Annotated in this window: 21 protein-coding genes; 14 read left to right on the top strand and 7 right to left on the bottom strand. The window is 46.2% G+C overall.

Annotation, left to right across the window (positions count from 1 at the left end):
* Nucleotides 1-4 precede the first annotated feature (4 nt).
* The 7 genes from V7Q33_RS07825 to V7Q33_RS07795 form a co-directional block, all read right to left on the bottom strand.
* Nucleotides 5-397: an HIT family protein gene (locus V7Q33_RS07825; protein ID WP_331976237.1), complete on the bottom strand. Its 393-nt coding sequence runs from the start codon at nucleotides 395-397 to the stop codon at nucleotides 5-7.
* A 44-nt stretch (nucleotides 398-441) separates the two neighbouring features.
* Nucleotides 442-918 (bottom strand): transcription elongation factor GreA, encoded by a 477-nt coding sequence (gene greA, locus V7Q33_RS07820; RefSeq protein WP_331976235.1) that lies wholly within the window; start codon nucleotides 916-918, stop codon nucleotides 442-444.
* A gap of 118 nt (nucleotides 919-1,036) precedes the next feature.
* Nucleotides 1,037-1,882: a pentapeptide repeat-containing protein gene (locus V7Q33_RS07815; RefSeq protein WP_333819474.1), complete on the bottom strand. Its 846-nt coding sequence runs from the start codon at nucleotides 1,880-1,882 to the stop codon at nucleotides 1,037-1,039.
* A gap of 40 nt (nucleotides 1,883-1,922) precedes the next feature.
* Nucleotides 1,923-2,867, bottom strand: coding sequence for an NAD(P)-dependent oxidoreductase (locus V7Q33_RS07810; protein WP_333819472.1), 945 nt, complete (start codon nucleotides 2,865-2,867; stop codon nucleotides 1,923-1,925).
* Nucleotides 2,867-4,225, bottom strand: coding sequence for a magnesium transporter (gene mgtE, locus V7Q33_RS07805; protein ID WP_331980436.1), 1,359 nt, complete (start codon nucleotides 4,223-4,225; stop codon nucleotides 2,867-2,869). Before mgtE ends, V7Q33_RS07810 begins: the two co-directional genes overlap by 1 nt.
* Nucleotides 4,200-5,015 (bottom strand): 16S rRNA (adenine(1518)-N(6)/adenine(1519)-N(6))-dimethyltransferase RsmA, encoded by an 816-nt coding sequence (gene rsmA, locus V7Q33_RS07800; protein ID WP_333819469.1) that lies wholly within the window; start codon nucleotides 5,013-5,015, stop codon nucleotides 4,200-4,202. The genes mgtE and rsmA overlap by 26 nt, the downstream gene beginning before the upstream one ends.
* Nucleotides 5,016-5,275: 260 nt before the next feature.
* Nucleotides 5,276-5,407 carry a hypothetical protein gene (locus V7Q33_RS07795; RefSeq protein WP_331980432.1) on the bottom strand — a complete coding sequence of 44 codons (132 nt, stop codon included), beginning with the start codon at nucleotides 5,405-5,407 and terminating at the stop codon, nucleotides 5,276-5,278.
* A gap of 4 nt (nucleotides 5,408-5,411) precedes the next feature.
* Between V7Q33_RS07795 and pdxA the strand changes: the two genes are divergently transcribed.
* From pdxA to V7Q33_RS07725, 14 genes are all read left to right on the top strand, one after another.
* A complete protein-coding gene (gene pdxA / locus V7Q33_RS07790; protein WP_333819468.1) occupies nucleotides 5,412-6,446 on the top strand; it encodes a 4-hydroxythreonine-4-phosphate dehydrogenase PdxA in 1,035 nt (344 codons plus the stop codon).
* A gap of 92 nt (nucleotides 6,447-6,538) precedes the next feature.
* Nucleotides 6,539-6,925 carry a TerB family tellurite resistance protein gene (locus tag V7Q33_RS07785; RefSeq protein WP_331980428.1) on the top strand — a complete coding sequence of 129 codons (387 nt, stop codon included), beginning with the start codon at nucleotides 6,539-6,541 and terminating at the stop codon, nucleotides 6,923-6,925.
* Between the two features lie 172 nt (nucleotides 6,926-7,097).
* Nucleotides 7,098-7,634: a YceD family protein gene (locus tag V7Q33_RS07780; RefSeq protein WP_331980426.1), complete on the top strand. Its 537-nt coding sequence runs from the start codon at nucleotides 7,098-7,100 to the stop codon at nucleotides 7,632-7,634.
* Between the two features lie 12 nt (nucleotides 7,635-7,646).
* The gene (rpmF, locus tag V7Q33_RS07775; protein ID WP_331980424.1) at nucleotides 7,647-7,838 is read left to right on the top strand and encodes a 50S ribosomal protein L32; all 192 of its coding nucleotides are present in this window, start codon (nucleotides 7,647-7,649) and stop codon (nucleotides 7,836-7,838) included.
* Nucleotides 7,839-8,038: 200 nt separating this feature from the next.
* Complete coding sequence (locus V7Q33_RS07770; protein WP_333819467.1) at nucleotides 8,039-9,034, top strand: beta-ketoacyl-ACP synthase III; 996 nt, start codon at nucleotides 8,039-8,041, stop codon at nucleotides 9,032-9,034.
* Nucleotides 9,035-9,156: 122 nt separating this feature from the next.
* Complete coding sequence (gene efp, locus V7Q33_RS07765; RefSeq protein ID WP_331980420.1) at nucleotides 9,157-9,723, top strand: elongation factor P; 567 nt, start codon at nucleotides 9,157-9,159, stop codon at nucleotides 9,721-9,723.
* A 103-nt stretch (nucleotides 9,724-9,826) separates the two neighbouring features.
* Entirely contained in the window at nucleotides 9,827-10,321 is a 495-nt protein-coding gene (gene accB, locus V7Q33_RS07760) for an acetyl-CoA carboxylase biotin carboxyl carrier protein (RefSeq protein WP_331980440.1), read from the top strand.
* Nucleotides 10,322-10,424: 103 nt separating this feature from the next.
* Nucleotides 10,425-11,774, top strand: coding sequence for an acetyl-CoA carboxylase biotin carboxylase subunit (gene accC / locus V7Q33_RS07755; RefSeq protein ID WP_331980418.1), 1,350 nt, complete (start codon nucleotides 10,425-10,427; stop codon nucleotides 11,772-11,774).
* A gap of 193 nt (nucleotides 11,775-11,967) precedes the next feature.
* On the top strand, nucleotides 11,968-13,611 hold the full coding sequence (locus V7Q33_RS07750) for a TldD/PmbA family protein (RefSeq protein WP_333819466.1): 1,644 nt from the start codon (nucleotides 11,968-11,970) through the stop codon (nucleotides 13,609-13,611).
* 16 nt (nucleotides 13,612-13,627) lie between these two features.
* Nucleotides 13,628-15,268 (top strand): TldD/PmbA family protein, encoded by a 1,641-nt coding sequence (locus tag V7Q33_RS07745; protein ID WP_333819465.1) that lies wholly within the window; start codon nucleotides 13,628-13,630, stop codon nucleotides 15,266-15,268.
* 31 nt (nucleotides 15,269-15,299) lie between these two features.
* Nucleotides 15,300-16,634 (top strand): TldD/PmbA family protein, encoded by a 1,335-nt coding sequence (locus V7Q33_RS07740; RefSeq protein ID WP_333819464.1) that lies wholly within the window; start codon nucleotides 15,300-15,302, stop codon nucleotides 16,632-16,634.
* A gap of 169 nt (nucleotides 16,635-16,803) precedes the next feature.
* On the top strand, nucleotides 16,804-18,441 hold the full coding sequence (locus V7Q33_RS07735) for a TldD/PmbA family protein (RefSeq protein ID WP_331980411.1): 1,638 nt from the start codon (nucleotides 16,804-16,806) through the stop codon (nucleotides 18,439-18,441).
* Between the two features lie 4 nt (nucleotides 18,442-18,445).
* Complete coding sequence (locus V7Q33_RS07730; protein WP_331980409.1) at nucleotides 18,446-19,780, top strand: TldD/PmbA family protein; 1,335 nt, start codon at nucleotides 18,446-18,448, stop codon at nucleotides 19,778-19,780.
* Nucleotides 19,781-19,922: 142 nt separating this feature from the next.
* Complete coding sequence (locus tag V7Q33_RS07725) at nucleotides 19,923-20,546, top strand: DUF4159 domain-containing protein (RefSeq protein WP_331981056.1); 624 nt, start codon at nucleotides 19,923-19,925, stop codon at nucleotides 20,544-20,546.

Here is a 20,546-nt window from a genome sequence, read left to right as displayed (position 1 = left end):
AATATTACAGGTTCTTGCGGATAGCTTCGGTTACTTCTGCAAGAGCCTCCTTGGAGGGAGAGAGCTTGTGACGTGTAAAGTTTACATCGTCAGCAGAGTTCATGGGCACGAGGTGTACATGGGTATGCGGCACTTCCAAACCAATTACAGAAATACCAATGCGCTTGCAGGGCACAGCCTTTTCAATCGCTTTGGCTACCTTCTTGGCAAACACCAGCAAGCCGGCCAGTGTCTCATCATCAGCATCAAAAATATAGTCTGTTTCTTTTTTAGGAACCACCAGCGTATGCCCGAGCACCAGCGGGCTGATGTCGAGGAACGCTATATAGTTTGCATCTTCAGCAATAATATATCCGGGAATCTCTCGGTTAATGATGCGGGTGAAGATCGATGGCATTTTTATGCTGATTAAATAATGAACAAAAGAAATACTACAACAAATCAGGCAGAGATATCCATCACTTCAAATTCAATCTCTCCGGCCGGTGTTGTGATCTTGGCCGTTTCACCTTTCTTCTTGCCCAACAACCCTTTTCCAATAGGCGACATGGTTGATATCTTACCGGCTTTCAGATCGGCTTCTTCTTCAGACACCAATGTATAGGTTACCGAAGCTCCGTTCTTTTTATTCTTGATCGTTACTTTAGAAAGTATGGATACTTTGGATGTATCGATGTTGGTTTCATCCAACAGGCGAGCATTGCTTACCAGGTCTTCCAGCTGTGCAATCTTTGCTTCCAGCAGACCTTGTGCATCTTTTGCTGCATCGTATTCCGCGTTCTCGCTAAGATCACCTTTATCGCGGGCTTCTGCTATCTGGCGTGCTATATCTGCACGGCCTTTTGTCTTTAATTCCGACAACTCACCACGCAATCTGTCTAAACCGTCTTTTGTATAGTAGGAAACTTTTTTGCTCATGGCTCAAAGTAAATTCGTTGCTGTTTTATTTTTCTTGACTTCCAAAAAATAAACAACGGCCCCGTCTCCGGGACCGTTGCTGCTGTAAAGGTAACACTTTTGTTCTTATCTCACAAAATCATGCGCCTACCAGTTCGGGCAGGTTGGTTTTGATCTGTTCCAATATCTCTTCATCGAACCGTGCCAGATACAATGTTTTTACTTTCGCCAGTTGCTCTACTGTAAGGCCTTTGGCTCCGCGCAGGTCTGCTTTATACAAGCTTGCATTTTCAAAATCGGCCCCCATTACATAGCAATTCTGCAAATTGGCTTCCATCAGAAAGGCATTATTGAAATTGGCCTTGATAAGAAATGCATTTTCAAATTGTGATTTAATAAGGAATGCATCCTTGAAGTTAGCGCCACTCGCATAAGCACTTTTCAGGTTGGCCTGATTCAGGTTCGAGTTTTCAAAGTTTGTCTGATTAAGACGCGCATTCTCGAGGTTCGATTCTATTAATGTTGATTGTGATATATTGGCGGAGTTCATGTTAGAACCTGCCAGGTTCACATAATTCAGGTTGGTGCGGGGCAGGTAGCAGTTCACCAGGTTTATCTCGTGAATTTTATGGCGGTTGAGACGCTTGATATTACCCACGGTACGGAAAGCCGCTTCTTCAGACTCCCACAATCGGAAGTCATCGATCTCATCTTTATAGGTACGAATGCGTTGCCGTATCTCACCATTTTGATTTAACCAAAAGATCAGGATACCGATCACAGCAATGTCGAAGATCATACCGTGTGCCTCGGCCAGAATCTGCGGAATAAATGAATCAAACTCATGCAGGTAGTATTTCATACTCAGGCCCAGCACGATTACGGTAACAAGTATAAGTACAAGCGAAGAGGTAAGTAAAGGCTTCTCAATGATCGAGTTAAAGAACTCACCAGCCTTCTTCATTCGCTTTTCTAACAAACGCATAGCTTGCTCTGATTGGTTTGTTTAATTTAACGATAAAAAATCAACGCGTCAATTCGAGCGCTTTGATTTTATCCGTCAAAGCTACATTAATTTTCACGTGCGATTCAAATGTCCACCCTGCAATATGAGGGGTGAATATTACATTTGTTTTTTCGCGAAGTATATTAAAAGCCTGCTGTTGTTCAACCGTAAAAGTTTTAAGTTTTTCATTTTCCAGCACATCGAGCACTGCTCCGCGCACCTGCCCTTGCTGCACAGCCTGTGCCATATCTGCAAGTGAAACAATTTCACCGCGCGCCGTATTTACCACTATAATTTTCTTGTTAAATCGTTTAAGGTAATCCAATGTTATCAGTTTCCTGGTTTCGTTGGTAAGTGGTATATGCAAGCTTAGAATATCCGTTTCAACAAACAGCTCTTCCATGCCGGCCTCTTTGCAGTACGCATCCGAAAATCCTGATTTATACTTATCGTATGCCAAAACATTACATGCAAAGCCCGCCAAACGCCTGGCAAATGCATTACCCATGTTGCCATACCCAATTATGCCCACGGTTTTACCCATCAGCTCTTCACCACGGTTACCCTCTCTTTCCCATATACCCTCCCTCACTTGGTGGTCAGCATGGGGTATATTTCGCATCAGGCTCAACAGTGCACCCACAGTATACTCACCCACCGCATCGCGATTACCTTCTGAGGCATGCAATATCTGTATACCCTTTTCATGCAGATACTCAACATCGAGATTGTCGATACCTGCACCGGCACGCGCCACAAATTTTATAGTAGGATTTTCACCCAGCAGATCGCGGTCGATTGTTGTTTTACTGCGAACGATCAAACCATCAAAACCATGATGTTTTGTTTTTATTTCATCACGCGTAATTGTTGGCAGCGACACTGCTTCCCAGCCGATTGCGGTCAACATAGGGAACAGGCTTTCGTGCATCGAATCAATAATCAAACAAGTAGGAGATGTCATCAGAGCATTAAATGAACAGTGAAAAAATAGAGTGTAAGCCCCAGCAGATCGTTGGTTGTGGTTATAAACGGACCGGCTGCAAGCGCAGGATTAAATCCAAAGCGATTCAATATAAGCGGTGTAATGGTTCCTATAAATGAAGCAAACAGTACCACGCTAAATAAAGCAATCGATACGATCAGCGATAATGTATACTCCTGAAACAACAAAACATTGGCGCACCATACCAACACCGACAGAAATAAACCATTTAGTAATGCAACAAAAAGAACTTTGATCAGACGCTTCCATAAACCTTCATCAACGAAATCAGGATTAGCCAGACTTTGTACAATGAGTGATGATGACTGTATACCTACATTGCCACCGGTTGCCTGAATGAGTGGCGTAAAGAAAGCAATGGCCGTAACGCGCATCAGCTCGGCTTCAAACAATCCCATAAACTTGGCGTTCATTAATCCACCCAATATACCGATGAGCAGCCAGGGCAAACGTGCGCGTGTATTGCGCCATATACTATCGTCTTCTTCAACACTCTCGCTGATACCGGCCATCATCTGGCGTTCTTCTTCGGCCTGTTCGGTAATAACATCCACCACATCATCAATGGTGATGCGGCCCACCAGGAAGCCCTGTACATTTACCACCGGCACCGAAACAAGTTCATACTTCTTCATGATTTCGGCCACCTCCCAGTCTTCCATATAAGTCTCTACCGAAACGATGTCCTGTTCATATATATCGGCCACGATTTTACGAGCGTCTGAAAGAATCAGATCCTGTAAAGCCAAACGCCCCAACAATTTATCATGATCGTCTACCACATATACCTGGTAAAACTTCGATACGTTCTCTGCCTGCTTTCGAATTTCTTCAATGCACTGCACCACCGTCCAGTTCACGTGGGCACGAATTAATTCTTTCGCCATCAAACCACCGGCAACATTCTCTTCATAGCGAAGCAATTCCGTTACCTGCAAGCGAAGCTCGGGGTCAAGGTCAACCAGTACTTCTTCACGCTCTTTTACCGGCAACTCATGAAGTATATCGGCGGTATCATCCGACAACAACTGATTCAGCAGCAACGCGATGGTATGCGGCTCGTGAAGCTTGAGGTATTTTTTCCGGGTTTCAGAGTCCAGGTCACGCAGCACTTCCGATTGTACTTCGGTTGGCAGCAAGTCCAGGAAATACTTGGATTCTTCTGTTGTAAACTCAACAAACAGCGAAGCTATATCTGCGGGCTTCACATCCTGCAATATGTTGCGTATAAACAGATCGTCATGCTCATCCAGCGCCTGCTGAAAGCGATCGCGAAATTCTTTCGTCAACTCAAATTCCAGTGCCTGCTCCTCCACGACCTTTCTCGATTAATTGTGTGAGATGAACAAACTGTTCCACCGATAGCTGTTCCGCCCGCTTATCCATTATTTCAAGTGCAGCTATGTCGGCCGGCAGATCGAGTGGCTTTAATGCATTACGCAAAGTCTTTCGCCGGTTGTTAAACCCCTGCTTCACCACCTTCACAAAAAGTTTCTCATCGCAGGCAAGCTTCGCAGTAGCATTACGCTCCAGCCGAATCACTGCCGACATTACTTTGGGAGGCGGAGTAAACGCTCCGGGCGGCACCTTAAACAGATATTGAATATTATAGTATGCCTGCAGCAACACGCTTAATATACCATACGTCTTGCTTCCTTCCTTTTCGGCAATGCGTTCCGCTACTTCTTTCTGCAGCATACACACCACCTGGTTTACCTGGTCGCGATGCTCCAGCACCTTAAAAAATATCTGTGACGAAATGTTATAGGGAAAATTACCGATGATGGAGAACGGTGCACCGAAAACTCTTTGCAAATCCATCTCCAGGAAATCGCCTTCAATGATGTTAGCGCTAAGCGATGGATAATGTGAATGCAGATACTTTACTGAGTCTCGGTCTATCTCTACTACCTTCAGTTCAAGCTTGTTATTAGTCACCATGTATTGTGTGAGCACGCCCATACCCGGGCCGATCTCGAGCACGGGTGTTGTATCGTTCTCAGGCGTTGTCAGCGACTCCACAATTCTGCGCGCAGTATTTTGATCGTGCAGGAAGTGTTGCCCCAACGACTTCTTCGGCCTTACTTTACCTAATGACTTTTCCATGAAGGGCTAAAAGTACATGAAAAGGAGGAGAGTCGGAAAGTCAGAGAGTCCGGAAGTCGGGAAAGACAGGGATTGGAAGATTGGAAGATTAAAAAATTGGCTTCGCTAAAAGTCAGCCGGTATATATTTACAGATACTGGCTTACCATTTAAGAATAGCACATAATATACAGCCCATCTCAATCTTATCAATTTTCAAATCTTATAATCTTCCAATCTTATTAATCTTACAATTTTCTAATTTTCCAATCTTCCAATTTTTCAATCTTCCAATACTGTAATCTCCCATCCCGCCCATCGCTCCTCCCCGTCTTTACGACTTCCGGACTCTTCTACTTCCCGACTCCCTCCGCTTCGCTTTCGGACTTTCCGACTTAATTTACTAAATCGCAAAGAATTGAATTTTATATACATGACTCCTGCACACAAACCTCGCATTGGCATTACATTGGGCGACATCAACGGCGTTGGGCCGGAAGTAGTGATCAAAGCTTTAGCCGATAATCGCCTGTTGGGTATGATTACACCCGTTATCTATGGGTCAACCCGCGCGCTGTCTTTCTACAAGAAGCAACTGAACATAGAAGAATTTAACTATTCGCAAGTGCGCACCAAAGGGCAGTTTGCTCCCAAGACGATCAACGTGGTGAATAGCTGGGAAGATGCTGTGGAAATCACGCCAGGCAAAGCATCGAAAGAAACAGGTAAGGCTGCACTCGTTGCGCTGAAGCAGGCATGTGAAGAATTAAAGGAAGGATTGATCGATGCGCTGGTGACGGCCCCGATCGACAAGCTTTCTATTCACAGCGAGGAGTTCCCTTTCAAGGGGCATACCGAGTTTCTTACCGAGTACTTTGGTGCTGGCGAAAGTCTCATGTTTATGGTAAGCGATAAGCTGCGCATTGGTATTGTTACCGAACATATACCAGTAAAAGACGTGGCCTCGTCTATTTCAAAAGAAAAGATTGAAGCCAAGCTGCGCCTCATCGAACAGTCGCTGCGCAAAGACTTTGGAATTGCAAAACCCAAGATTGCCGTGCTGGGCCTGAACCCGCATGCCGGCGATGGCGGACTGATTGGCAAAGAAGAAGAGCTGATCATCAAGCCGGTTATAGCCGATCAGAAAAATAAGGGCAAGCTGATATATGGGCCTTTCCCTGCCGATGGATTTTTCGGCACAGGACAGTACGCCAAGTATGATGCCGTGCTGGCCATGTATCACGACCAGGGACTTATACCTTTCAAGTCTATTGCGTTTGACGAAGGCATAAATTTCACCGCGGGGCTGTCTATTGTGCGCACTTCGCCTGATCATGGTACCGGATATACCCTGGCCGGTAAAAATCAGGCAAGCGAAACCTCGTTGCGCGAAGCTATTTATCGTGCTCACGATATTTTCAAACACCGCTCTGAACCGTCCACAGAAAAATAACCTTACTTAGGTAGGCCATTTTTACCACTGGACTGGAGAGATACCGTTAGTTTTTATTAATGGTTATATTTGGTATTCAAGTATTGGTTGAAATGGATATTGTCACTAAAAAGCAACTGAATATACTTATTCAACTTGCAGAAGCCGATAAGCACTTTGCCAAGATCGAGCGGGAACTCATTTTCAAGATCGCCCGGGAACGCAAGTTTCCCGAAGAGGAGGTAAATGAGCTGATCCGCAACCCCGAGCCAATCGACTCGCTTGGCGCGCTTTCGCTTGATCAGAAATTTGAATACCTGATGTCAAGCATCGAGCTGGTGTTTATAGATCAGAATGTTTTTGAAAGTGAGATTATTTTTACCAAGAACATAGCCATTAAGCTGGGCTTCAAGAAAGGGATAATCGACTTTTTTGTAGAAAACTATGGCAAGAAATCGCGGGAGGAATTTAAAGACATTGCCATCCACGAATACATTTAATTTGGCCCTACAGGCATTTTACAGTTCTTTCTTCCTGATTCCAAAGTCGTTATCTGCCCTGTTCAGGGGCCTTTAAACATGCGTTTGCGCAAATTCTGCACGCATTGGTGTAGAATTTCATTAATTCTCCTAAATTTGCCGACTAATTTTAAAAGCCCTTCGGGGCAAGATTGTGGGGGCTTACGGTGTAAATATTATCGGCCTGAGCAACAAAGTTCATCACTTCAAGTATGATTTGGGTGAATCGTTTTTCAGGGAATTTGGAACTGACCTCGTTTCGCAAGGTTCTTTCCATGTCAATATTGCACTCAATAAGCACGAAACGTTCATTGAAGCGGATTTTACAATTCAAGGAAAGGCAGACCTGGTTTGCGACAGAAGCCTGGAGCCTTTCGATTTCCCGATTGACAGCCATCATCAGATTGTTTTCAAGTTCGGGGATGTGAATGAAGAGATGAGCGATGAGATTGTGATGATCCACCGCGATACCGCCACACTCGAACTCGGCCAGTATATATATGAATTTATTGCGCTGGCTATACCGATAAAAAAATTACATCCCAGGTTTCAGGAAGCTGAGAACGAAGAGGATGACGAAGATACAGAAGGCAAGATCGTATATACCTCTGCTGATGATAAGAAAAGCGGAGATAACGATGACGAAGATGCGATCGACCCCCGCTGGAACATTTTGAAGAAATTAAAATAAACAGTTTAGACTATGCCGAATCCGAAACGAAAAACCTCGAAAACCCGGAGAGATAAAAGAAGAACGCATTATAAAGCTACCGCTAAGCAATTGGCAGTGTGCCCTACAACCGGAGAAAATCATTTGCCGCACCGCGCCTTCTGGCATGAAGGTAAACTTTACTTCCATGGTAGAGTGGTGATGGAAAAAGAAGTTCTGGCGTAATTGCATGAACGCGTCTGCACTCGAAAACATTCAGCTTGCTGAACGTGTGGTTTGTTACACCTTCGGGAAAGACAATCACCTTATGATTATCTCGAAAGAGATTGCCTAATCAAAAAACACTGCTCGATGTACCCGTACATCGGGCTTTTTCTTTTTTATTGGTTGCCAGAAATGACAACCCGAGCGAATAAAAAATTTGTATGACTAATATCAGAGCTGCCATTACCGGAGTCGGAGGATATGTGCCCGACTACATTCTCACCAACCAGGAACTCGAAACCATGGTGGATACGAGTGATGAATGGATCACCTCGCGGACCGGCATTAAAGAAAGAAGGATTTTAAAAGGTGAAAACCAGGGTGTGTCTGTATTGGGCATTGCAGCTGTAAAAGATATGCTGGCCAAAACGAAGATCGATCCCAAAGAGATCGACTGTATCATCTTCGCTACGGTAACAGCCGATATGACTTTTCCTGCTACGGCTAACATTGTAGCCACCGCAGTAGGTGCAACGAACGCCTTCAGCTTTGATATGGGCGCTGCATGTTCCGGCTTTATTTACGGCCTTACTACAGGCGCAAGCTTCATCCAGTCGGGCATGTATAAAAAAGTAGTAGTGATCGGTGGCGATAAGATGTCGGCGATTATGGACTATACCGACCGTACTACCTGCATCATTTTCGGCGATGGTGCAGGCTGTGTGCTGTTGGAGCCTACCACAGAAGATGCAGGCGTAATCGATTCGATACTCCGAAGTGATGGTGCAGGTGAAACATACCTGCACATGAAAGCGGGTGGAAGCCGCATGCCAGCTTCTCAGGAAACAGTAGACAAGCGTCTGCACTATGTATATCAGGAGGGTTCTGCAGTATTTAAATTTGCTGTTACCAACATGGCAGATGTTGCAGCACAAATAGCAACGCGCAATCATCTGACCTCTGAAAATATAGCATGGCTGGTTCCGCACCAGGCAAACAAACGCATTATAGATGCTACCGCGCAACGCGTAGGCATTACGGAAGATAAAGTAATGATGAACATTGAGCGCTATGGTAACACTACCGGTGGCACAATTCCCCTTCTCTTGTGGGATTATGAAAAGCAACTGAAGAAAGGCGACAACCTGATTCTCGCTGCTTTTGGAGGAGGATTTACCTGGGGAGCTGTATACCTGAAATGGGCATACAATAGTTAATCGTTAACTGTTACGCATTAACCGTATTTACCTGTAACGGATAACGATTAACGTGTAACGGTTAGCGCCAATACCCCAACTTGTAATTGTTTAATTGATTTGTAACTTAATGACCTAAATTTATGGCAACCGTATCCGATCTGAGTAAAGGAAACTTCATGCGCTACAACGGTGAAGTAGTGCAGGTGGAAGAATTACAACACCGCACTCCTGGAAACCTGCGTGCATTTTACCAAATCAAAATGCGTAACGTTCGCAATGGTAAAGTAGCAGAAAACCGTTTTCGTCCTGGTGATGAAGTAGAGATCCTGCGGGTTGAAACGAAAGAATATCAATACCTCTATTCCGATGGCGATAGCCTGGTGTGTATGGACAACGAAACGTTCGACCAGATATACCTGGACAAAAACTTACTGGGCGAGTCTGTAAACTATATCAAAGAAGGCGTAACCCTGCTGATCGCATTCGAGAATGGAGAAAGCGCTATAACAGCCGAAGCTCCTCAGCATGTTGTGATGGAAATACAGTATACGGAACCTGGCATGCAGGGCGATACTGCTACCCGTACACTAAAACCTGCTACCCTGGAAAACGGTGCAGAAGTACGTGTACCACTTTTTGTAAATACCGGTGACAAGATCAAGATTGACACACGCACTGGTGACTATATCGAACGTGTAAAAGAATAAACGAAGGATCATGAGCAAAACTCCAGCATCCAAAACATCCGCTAAAAAGGAAACCAAGCTTTCAAAACCTGCGGCTGAAACAGGATCATCAACCCAAGCCGAAATGAAAACATCCGAAATCAGAGACCTTATCGATTTCATCTCCAAGTCAGGTTTGAACGAGGTGGACATCGAGACAAAAGAATTGAAGCTTCACGTTAAGCGTGAGCCCGATCAAAAGGTATTCAAATCAAGCCCGGTTATTACGGCTACAGCTCCGGTAGCACAGGCTACTGCACCGGTAGCGCAAACTCCGGTTGCCACACCAGTGCAACAACCAAAAGCTACTGCAGAAACAGCCCCTGCCGCTGGCAAGAAGATGGTAGAGATCAAATCACCTATGATCGGTACATTCTATCGCTCGGCTAATCCGGATTCTCCTGCCTTTGTATCGGTAGGCGATAAAGTTTCCAAAGGCCAGACTGTATGTATCATTGAAGCGATGAAACTCTTCAATGAGATTGAGTCAGAAGTATCGGGTACAATCGTAAAAGCCATGGTAGAAAACTCTTCACCGGTGGAATACGATCAGGTACTGTTTGTTGTAGAACCCGATTAATTGAATCTAAACATAGTAAGGTTCAAGGTCTGAGGCCATGCATGTATATGCATAGCCCTATACCTTGAACCTTACACTTTCAACCTTTGAACGAGATAAACTTATGTTTAAGAAAATATTAATAGCGAATCGCGGAGAGATTGCGCTGCGCGTTATCCGTACCTGCAAGGAGATGGATATTAAGACCGTAGCAGTATACTCTACTGCCGATCGCGAAAGCCTGCACGTACGCTTTGCGGATGAAGCCGTATGTATTGGTGATGCTCCCAGCAAAGACTCTTACCTGAATATACCGCGCATTATCTCCGCTGCCGAGATAACCAATGCCGATGCCATACACCCGGGCTATGGATTTTTGTCTGAGCGCGCAGAGTTCTCTGCTATATGCCACGAGTACGGTATAAAATTCATTGGCCCCACACCGGCCATGATCAACGCCATGGGCGATAAGTCTACAGCGAAAGATACCATGAAGAAAGCCGGTGTACCTACTATACCAGGTTCTGACGGACTGCTCTCTTCTATAGAGGAAGGTATCAGCCTGGCAAAAGAAATAGGCTATCCGGTAATTGTAAAAGCAACAGCCGGAGGTGGTGGTAAAGGTATGCGCATCATCAACGATGAGTCGGAGTTCAAGAAAGCATGGGATGACGCCAAGCGTGAAGCCGGTGCTGCCTTTGGCAACGATGGCCTGTACCTGGAGAAATTTGTTGAAGAACCTCGTCACATTGAAATACAGGTGATGGGCGACCAATACGGTAAAGTATGTCACTTGTCAGAGCGCGACTGCTCGATTCAGCGCAGACATCAGAAGCTGGTGGAAGAAACGCCCTCTCCTATCGTAAGCCAGGAGCTGCGCGAGCGCATGGGCGAAGCCGCTATAAAAGGCGCAAAAGCAATCAACTATGAAGGAGCGGGTACCATCGAGTTCCTGGTTGACAAGCATGGCAACTTCTACTTCATGGAGATGAACACACGTATACAGGTAGAACACCCGATTACTGAAGAAGTAACGGACTACGATCTGATCAAAGAACAGATTAAGTCGGCTGCCGGTGTACCCATCTCAGGTACCAACTATTTCCCGAATCTGTATGCGATGGAGTGCCGTATCAATGCCGAAGATCCGGCAAACGGTTTCCGTCCTTCACCCGGTAAAATTCTGAATTTACACTTACCCGGTGGTCACGGAGTGCGTGTAGACAGCCACGTATATGCGGGCTATACTATACCTCCGAACTACGATAGCATGATCGCTAAACTTATTGTGAGCGGACAATCACGTGAGGAAGTTATCACACGGATGAAGCGTGCCCTGAGCGAGTTTGTGATCGAAGGTGTAAAAACAACTATACCCTTCCATCTCGCGTTGATGGACAACCCTACATTCCGATCCGGTAAATTTACCACGAAGTTCCTCGAAACATCGTTCGATTTCTCGGTGATCAAATAAATGATCCACCATCTAAATTCCGCAGTAGGGAGCTAAATATTTACTCCCCTATGCAGCGGGAGACAAAATGATATATATCGGGTACGAATACCACTCACATAAACTAATAGCAAAGGATACCAAAAATGGTATCCTTTTTTCGTTTTTAGATAACTTACTAGCCGAATAACTTTTAACCTTAACTCTGATAACCTTGAAAAGACGAGACTTTGTTCAACTCGCCGGGTTAGGTATTGGCGGTATGCTCTTGCCTTTCTCTTCGCTGGGTAATCCGGTTCCGGTAGAGGCATTGCTGGATTCTCCCCTGGATACATCGCAAAAAAAACAACTGGCCGATGTAGCCTTAAATGCAGCTAAAAGCGCTGGTGCCACCTATGCCGATATCCGCATCGGGCGCTATCTCAATCAATTTATTACAACACGCGAAAACAAGGTGCAGAATCTTGTGAACACCGAATCGTTCGGTGTCGGTATACGCGTAATCGCCAATGGCACCTGGGGATTTGCGGCCACGCATGTGGTAACTGCAGAAGGTATAAAAAAAGCTACCTTGCAAGCTGTAGCCATTGCAAAAGCAAACGCTAAATTTCAGAAAGAGCCGGTAAAGCTCGCACCGGTAAAAGGTTACGGCGAAGTATCGTGGAAGACTCCGATACAGAAGAATGCATTTGAAGTGCCTGTATCCGAAAAAACAGATTTATTGTTGAAAGCGAATGCAGCGGCATTACAGAATGGTGCCAGCTTTGTAAACTCGAATCTATTCCAGATCAACGAGCAAAAATATTTTGCCTCTACTGAAGGCTCCTATATAGAACAGGATATACATCGCATCTGGCCCACATTTACCGTATCGGCTGTAGATCGTGCCTCGGGTAAATTCAAGACACGCGATGCACTCAGCGCACCGATGGGCCTCGGCTACGAGTATATGTTACCAAAAGCAGAAGACAAAGTAAACGGTATAGGTGGCACCATGCTATACCGTAATAGTTACGATATGGTGGAAGATGCCGCCATCGCTGCCAAACAGGCGAAAGAGATGATCACCTCGGCTAAATCGGTTGAACCGGGTAAATATGATCTCGTGCTCGAGCCGAATCACCTCGGCCTTACTATTCACGAATCGGTGGGCCACCCCACCGAGCTCGATCGTATACTGGGTTATGAAGCCAACTATGCCGGCACCAGCTTCGCTACACTCGACAAACTGAAGTCGGGCACTTTCAAATACGGAAGCAACCTCGTAAACATCTTTGCCGATAAAACACAACCCGGTTCACTCGGTGCGGTAGGCTATGATGACGAAGGCGTAAAAACAAAACGCTGGGACATCATCAAGGATGGTATCTTTGTAAATGTACAAGCTATACGCGACCAGGCGCACATCATCGGTCAGGACGAATCGCACGGCTGCTGCTATTCGCAGAGCTGGAGCGATGTACAGTTTCAGCGCATGCCGAATATATCGCTGGCACCAGGCAAAGAACCATACAGTCCGGCACAGATGATCAAAGACGTTGAGAAAGGTATATATATAGCGGGCCGCGGCTCTTTCTCCATCGACCAGCAGCGCTATAATTTTCAATTTGGCGGCACCGTGTTCTACGAAATCAAGAACGGCCAGATAACTGGCATGCTCAACGATGTAGCCTATCAATCCAACACGCAGGAGTTCTGGAACAGCTGCGCGAAGATCTGCGATGAAAAAGATTACAGGCTCTTCGGTTCTTTCTTCGATGGCAAAGGGCAACCTTCGCAGGTAAGTGCGGTATCGCACGGAAGTGCCACTACACGCTTCAATGGTGTGAACGTGATCAACACCGGCAGAACCATTTAACCTAAACCTATACCTCATGAAGCGAAGAGACTTTATGCAACTGGCCGGAATGGGCGCTGGCGCTATGCTGCTGCCGATATCCGCGTTCTCGAATCCGGTGGACCCGGCCCGCATGCTGGAGCCCATCATGGATGTGAGTCAGAAAAAACAGTTGGCAGATATAGCATTGAACACGGCGAAGTCGCACGGTGCTACGTATGCTGATGTTCGTATCGGGCGCTACCTGAACCAATTCGTAGTTACCCGCGAGAAGAAAGTACAGAACATCGTAAACACCGAATCGTTTGGTGTGGGTATACGCGTGATCGTGAATGGCACCTGGGGATTTGCCGCCAGCAACAGCGTAACACCCGATGGCATCAGGAAAGCTGCCGAGCGTGCTGCCGTAATCGCGAAAGCTAATTCCAAATTTCAGAAAGAACCGGTAAAGCTTGCCCCCGCCACGCCGTATGGTGAAGTAAGTTGGAAAACACCAATCAAGAAAAACGGCTTTGAAGTACCCGTAAAAGACAAAGTAGATCTGTTGATGAACGCAAATGCCAAAGCTCTTGAAAAAGGTGCCAGCTTCGTGAACAGTTTAATGTTTCTGGTGAACGAGCAGAAATATTTTGCCTCCACCGAAGGTTCCTATATTGACCAGGATATACATCGCACATGGCCAAGCTTTACCGTAACAATGATCGATCGTGCATCGGGTCAGTTCAAGAACCGTGCAGCCTTTAGTGCACCGGTAGGCATGGGTTACGAATACCTCGATGCCCGCGCTGAAGACAAGATCGAAGGCCCCGGTGGAATTATACTCTACAACAAATCGTACGACATTGTAGAAGATGCAGGCATGGCAGCTGAACAAGCTAAGCAGATCATTGCAGCCAAGTCAGTAGAGCCCGGTAAATATGATCTGGTATTGGAACCATCACACATGTGGTTGACGATACATGAATCTGTAGGGCACCCAACGGAGCTCGATCGCGTACTCGGCTATGAAGCAAACTATGCCGGCACCAGCTACCTCACCCTCGACAAATGGAAGTCTGGTAAATTCAATGCAGCCAGCAAGATTGTAAACTTCATGGCCGATAAAACACAGGTGGGTTCACTCGGTGCAGTAGGTTATGATGATGAAGGCATCAAATGTAAATCATGGGAGATCATTAAAGATGGTGTGCTCGTGAACTACCAGGCAATACGCGACCAGGTAAACATTATCGATCAGAAAGAATCGCATGGTTGCTGTTACTCGCAAAGCTGGAGCGATGTGCAGTTCCAGCGCATGGCCAACATTTCGCTGCAACCCGGCAAAGAGCAGGTAACGCCGCAGCAGATGATTTCAAATGTTGATAAAGGTATATATATCGTGAAAGACGGTTCTTTCTCCATCGATCAGCAACGCTACAACTTCCAGTTTGGCGGTGTATTGTTCTTCGAGATCAAAGGCGGTAAAATTACCGGTATGCTCAAAGATGTAGCGTACCAGGCCAACTCGCAGGAGTTCTGGAATTCGTGCGTGCAGATATGCGATGAGCGCGACTATAGATTGAACGGTGCCTTTAACGATGGTAAAGGACAACCCAGCCAGTCAAATGCGGTATCACATGGCTCTGCTACATCACGCTTTAATGGTATAAATGTGATAAATACCGGGCGCACTATATAATCATTCAAACCTAAACTAAACTAGCAAATACATGGCCATCCTTTCAAAAGAAGAAGCTAAGAAGATACTGGAGAAGGTGATCAGTTTCTCCAAAGCAGATGGTTGCACCGTGAGCCTGAATGGCAACGACCGTGGCAACATCCGCTATGCACGTAACAGCGTTTCTACTGCCGGCGAGAACAGCAACATTGTGCTTGGCGTGCAATCATACTTTGGCAAGAAATCAGGTTCCGCTACCATCAACGAGTTTGATGATGCATCACTTGAAAAAGTAGTGAGACGTGCTGAAGAGCTTGCCAAACTCGCACCGGAAAATCCGGAGTTCATGGAGCCACTGCCACAGCAAAACTACGGCCCTGAGTCTAAAACATTTTCAGATGCTACAGCGAAGATCACACCTGAATATCGTGCACAGGCTGCAGCCGACAGTATAAATCCGGCGGCTGCCAAAGAGATAACGGCTGCCGGCTACCTCGAAGACAGTCGTGGTTTTTCTGCCATGATGACGAGCAAAGGTCTGTTTGCCTATAACAAATCTACCAATGTGGATTTTACCGTTACCATGCGCACCAACGATGGAACAGGTTCCGGTTGGGCTGCTGCTGATCTCAACGATGTAAGCAAGCTCAATGCTGCAGATGTATCGAAGATCGCAATCGACAAATCGTTGATGTCGCGCAATGCCAAAGCAATAGAGCCAGGTAAATATACCGTTATCCTGGAGCCTTCAGCCGGCGCAGATTTGATTCGCCTGATGCTGAACATGAACGCACGCCAGGCGGATGAAGGCCGAAGCTTTTTATCCAAAAAAGGCGGAGGCACCAAGCTCGGCGAAAAACTGGTTGACGAAAGAGTAAATATATATACCGATCCGTGGCACGAAGAAGTACCAGCTTCACCCTGGACGGGCGATGGACTGGCACGCAAAAAGATGGACCTGATCCGTAATGGTACGGTAGCCAACCTGATCTACGATCGTTACTGGGCTTCGCAGAAAAATGTAGAACCTGTGCCTTTTCCCGGCAATGCGATCATGGATGGCGGCAATGCTTCACTGGAAGACATGATCAAGGATACGAAGAAAGGTGTACTCGTTACACGCTTCTGGTATATACGTCCGGTTGACCCGCAAACTTTGTTATATACTGGTTTAACGCGTGATGGAACTTTCTATATCGAGAACGGAAAAATCAAACATCCGATCAAGAATTTCCGCTTTAACGAAAGCCCTATCATTATGCTGAACAATTTGGAAACCCTAGGCCAGCAGAAACGTGCTGTCACAAGCGAAGGCGGCACCGCATTATATATACCGTACATGAAGATCCGCGACTTCACCTTCAGCAGCTTGTCTGACGCAGTGTAGTATATATTGGAAATATACAGGAGGCTGCAATACCCAGCAGCCTCTTTTTGTTTCACACATCCCGATATCTATCGGACAGAAGAAATACACACTACACCTCACTCCCACTCGTCTAGCAACTAGAAGCTTGCGGCTAGCAGCTATTCCCAACTAACCTTATATAATTTTTATGAAACGAAGAGATTTTATTCAACTGGCAGGCATGGGGGCTTCGGCTGCAGTGCTCGCAGGGATTCCGTCTTTCGGGAAAGCCATTCCTCCCGAACGGGCGCTGGAGACTATAGATGTAGTCCAGAAAAAACAGATGGCGGATGTAGCGCTCAATGCTGCACGCAGCAAAGGCGCCACTTATACGGATGTACGCCTGGGGCGCTATCTCAACCAGTTCCTGATCACACGTGAAGACAAGGTAGAGAACACTGTCAACACTGAATCGTATGGTATGGGTATACGCGTGATCGCCAATGGTGGCTGGGGCTTTGCCGCTACGGATAAACTCGACAAAGACAGCATCGCGAAAACAGCAGAGCTGGCCGTGGCTATCGCCAAAGAAAATTCACGCCTGCTTACCGAGCCGGTACAACTTGTTCCGCAGAAAGGCTATGGCGAAGTAAGCTGGAAAGCGCCGATCGAAAAAAATTCGTTCGAAGTACCGGTGAAAGAAAAAGTAGATTTACTGTTGAGTGTAAACGATGCGGCTATAAAAGGAGGCGCTAATTTTATCAATTCATTCCTGTTCATGGTAAATGAGCAGAAGTACTTTGCTTCTACCGATGGTTCCTATATCGACCAGGATATACATCGCATCTGGCCTACATTCTTCATCACGAAGATCGATGCTGCTACCGGTAAATTTGAAACACGTAACGCCCTAAGCGCACCGATGGGCATGGGCTATGAATACCTCAGTGCGCGTCCGCAGGATAAAATCAAAGGGCCAACCACCCTATACAAAGGCCGCTATGATATGCTGGAAGATGCGCGTGCCGGTGCCCTGCAGGCAGGCGAAAAGCTGAAAGCCAAATCTGTAGAAGCCGGTAAATATGATCTCATCCTCGATCCTTCTCACTTGTGGCTCACGATACACGAATCGGTAGGACACCCGACAGAGCTTGATCGCGTGCTCGGCTATGAAGCCAACTTTGCAGGAACCAGCTTCCTCACCTTGGATAAATGGCAATCAAAAAATTTCAACTTCGGCAGCAAGCTTGTAAACCTGTTTGCTGATAAACAACAGGTAGGCTCACTCGGTGCGGTTGGTTATGATGACGAGGGTGTGCAATGCGGCCGTTGGGACCTGGTGAAGGATGGTATACTGGTAAATTACCAGGCTATACGCGACCAGGCACACATCATCGGGCTCAAGGCTTCGCAAGGCTGCTGCTATGCCGATAGCTGGAGCAGCGTTCAATTCCAGCGTATGCCGAATGTTTCATTGGCAGCAGGCAAGGAAAAGAAGAGTGTTGATGACCTGATCAAAAATGTAGAGAAAGGTATATATATCATTGGCGATGGTTCTTTCTCCATCGATCAGCAACGCTATAACTTCCAGTTTGGCGGACAGCTTTTCTATGAAATCAAAAACGGCAAAATTACCGGCATGCTCAAAGATGTTGCCTATCAGGCCAACACAAAGGAGTTTTGGAACTCCTGTGCAGGTATAGCCGATGAATCAGACTTCCGCTTGGGAGGCTCATTCTTTGACGGCAAAGGCCAGCCTACGCAATCAAGCGCAGTGTCGCACGGATCTTCCACGGCGCATTTCAAAGGAGTGAACGTAATCAATACATCAAGAAATATCGGATAATACTATGCCTATACTTACAAAAGATGAAGCACAGGCTTTACTGAAGAAAGTACTGAGCTATTCCACAGCAGATGAATGCGAAGTAAATATTTCCGGCAGCGACAGTGGTAACATCCGGTATGCACGCAATGCTGTATCTACCAGCGGAAATGTAAGTGAGACTACCCTGGTAGTATCTTCTGCCTACGGCAAAAAACTGGGCACCGCCACCATCAACGAATTTGACGATGCTTCGCTTGAAAAAGTAGTGAGGCGTGCGGAAGAACTTGCGCGGCTCGCTCCGGAGAACCCGGAGTTTGTATCCTTTCTGGAGCCTCAGAAGTATACAGAATCCATCATGTTTGTTCCCGCCACAGCAGCTATCACACCCAAGCAACGCACCGATGCCGTAGCACAAAGCCTGCAGGTATCGAAAGATAACAAGCTGGTTGCAGCAGGTTTCCTGGAAGACAGCAGAGGGTTCTCAGCCATGATGAACTCGAAAGGATTGTTCGCCTATAATACGTCTACGGATGTAAACTTTTCCGTAACCGTGCGCACTGCCGATGGCACCGGATCCGGTTATGCTACGCGAGGTTATAACGACATCAGCAAGCTGGATACAAAAGCCGCTACCGAGATTGCTGCACAAAAGAGTATGAAGTCGACAAATGCCAAAGCGATCGAGCCCGGTAAATATACCGTGATACTTGAACCTGCGGCCGCCGCTGTATTGTTGGAAAGAATTTTATTCGACCTCGATGCACGCCAGGCCGATGAAGGACGCAGCTCGTTTAGCAAAGCCGGCGGACAAACACGCCTCGGTGAAAAGCTGATGGATGAGCGCGTCACTATATATTCTGATCCATTGAATCCTGAACTTCCTACCAGTACTTGGAATAACGATGGTCGCCCGCACGAAAAGACAAACTGGATCGAAAAAGGTGTGGTAAAGAACTTTTCATATTCCCGTTATTGGGCGCTAAAGAAAAATGTAAAAGCTATACCGGCCCCCGACAGCTTTATTATGGAAGGCGGAACCAAATCGTTGCAAGACCTGATCGCCGGTACGAAGAAAGGTATACTGGTAACGCGCCTTTGGTATATACGCGATGTTGATCCGCAGACGCTGTTACTAACCGGGTTAACCCGCGATGGAACATTCTATATTGAGAATGGAAAGATTCAATACCCGATCAAGAACTTTCGCTTTAACGAAAGCCCGATCATAATGCTCAACAACCTGGAAGAACTGGGTAAAACAGAGCGTACTGTGAGCGTAGAATCGAACAACAGTTATCTTATACCACCGCTTAAAATTCGTGACTTTACATTCACGAGTTTATCCGATGCAATCTGATATAGGGTAAATAACCGAAATGGCAGTCCCTCGTTACAGAGGGACTTTTCATTTCAGCGTTTCAGCATTCGTTACCGTAATCCACTTAAATAATTTTTACTTTATCATTCGGTAAAAAACAGCAACTTGCGCTAGACTATATATGTACGCGGCTCCCAGGTTTTTCTTTACACGGCTCCAGTATGAATCCGGTGACTGGGATGTAGACCAGCGTATGCCGGTTAATGTGTTGAACTCGCTGATCGAGTATACAACGCTGAAGGTAGATACACAAGAAAATATTATACCGCTGGGCAGCGACAAGATTTTCAGTTGTCCCTTCTGTTACCTGAGTGGCCACAAGCTGGTGGAATTTACGGCAGCCGAACGCACCAACTTTGAAAAATATGTACGCAATGGAGGCTTCGTATTTGTAGACGATTGCAATCATGACATTGACGGACTTTTTGCCAAGTCGTTCGAATCACAAATGGAGGTGATTTTCGGTGCCAATGCCCTGAAGAAGATACCGAACAACCATCCTATATATTCCATGTTCTTTAAATTTGATGGGCCGCCAACTACATCGCAGGAACTGAATGGATGGGGTGACGATATCGTTCACGATTACCTGAAAGCCATTGAGATCAACGGAAAAATCGGAGTACTCTATAGCAACAAAGACTACGGCTGCGAATGGGACTATGACTTTCGCAACAAGCGCTTCTATAAAATAGACAACACAAGATTTAGTGTAAATATTGTGATGTACGCACTGATGAGGTAA

Source organism: Ohtaekwangia sp. (genome assembly GCF_036786105.1).
In the GTDB taxonomy this organism is placed as follows: Bacteria; Bacteroidota; Bacteroidia; order Cytophagales; family Cyclobacteriaceae; genus Ohtaekwangia.
The sequence above is the reverse complement of the archived record's forward strand: the minus strand, read 5'-3'. Positions and strand labels throughout refer to the sequence as shown.

Excerpts from the sequence above, each read along its gene's own strand:
- V7Q33_RS07825 (WP_331976237.1), bottom strand. The coding sequence starts at position 397 with ATGCCATCGATCTTCACCCGCATCATTAACCGAGAGATTCCCGGATAT.
- greA (WP_331976235.1), bottom strand. The coding sequence starts at position 918 with ATGAGCAAAAAAGTTTCCTACTATACAAAAGACGGTTTAGACAGATTG.
- V7Q33_RS07815 (WP_333819474.1), bottom strand. The coding sequence starts at position 1,882 with ATGCGTTTGTTAGAAAAGCGAATGAAGAAGGCTGGTGAGTTCTTTAAC.
- V7Q33_RS07810 (WP_333819472.1), bottom strand. The coding sequence starts at position 2,867 with ATGACATCTCCTACTTGTTTGATTATTGATTCGATGCACGAAAGCCTG.
- rsmA (WP_333819469.1), bottom strand. The coding sequence starts at position 5,015 with ATGGAAAAGTCATTAGGTAAAGTAAGGCCGAAGAAGTCGTTGGGGCAA.
- V7Q33_RS07785 (WP_331980428.1), top strand. The coding sequence starts at position 6,539 with ATGGATATTGTCACTAAAAAGCAACTGAATATACTTATTCAACTTGCA.
- rpmF (WP_331980424.1), top strand. The coding sequence starts at position 7,647 with ATGCCGAATCCGAAACGAAAAACCTCGAAAACCCGGAGAGATAAAAGA.
- V7Q33_RS07770 (WP_333819467.1), top strand. The coding sequence starts at position 8,039 with ATGACTAATATCAGAGCTGCCATTACCGGAGTCGGAGGATATGTGCCC.
- efp (WP_331980420.1), top strand. The coding sequence starts at position 9,157 with ATGGCAACCGTATCCGATCTGAGTAAAGGAAACTTCATGCGCTACAAC.
- accB (WP_331980440.1), top strand. The coding sequence starts at position 9,827 with ATGAAAACATCCGAAATCAGAGACCTTATCGATTTCATCTCCAAGTCA.
- accC (WP_331980418.1), top strand. The coding sequence starts at position 10,425 with ATGTTTAAGAAAATATTAATAGCGAATCGCGGAGAGATTGCGCTGCGC.
- V7Q33_RS07745 (WP_333819465.1), top strand. The coding sequence starts at position 13,628 with ATGAAGCGAAGAGACTTTATGCAACTGGCCGGAATGGGCGCTGGCGCT.
- V7Q33_RS07740 (WP_333819464.1), top strand. The coding sequence starts at position 15,300 with ATGGCCATCCTTTCAAAAGAAGAAGCTAAGAAGATACTGGAGAAGGTG.
- V7Q33_RS07735 (WP_331980411.1), top strand. The coding sequence starts at position 16,804 with ATGAAACGAAGAGATTTTATTCAACTGGCAGGCATGGGGGCTTCGGCT.
- V7Q33_RS07730 (WP_331980409.1), top strand. The coding sequence starts at position 18,446 with ATGCCTATACTTACAAAAGATGAAGCACAGGCTTTACTGAAGAAAGTA.
- V7Q33_RS07725 (WP_331981056.1), top strand. The coding sequence starts at position 19,923 with ATGTACGCGGCTCCCAGGTTTTTCTTTACACGGCTCCAGTATGAATCC.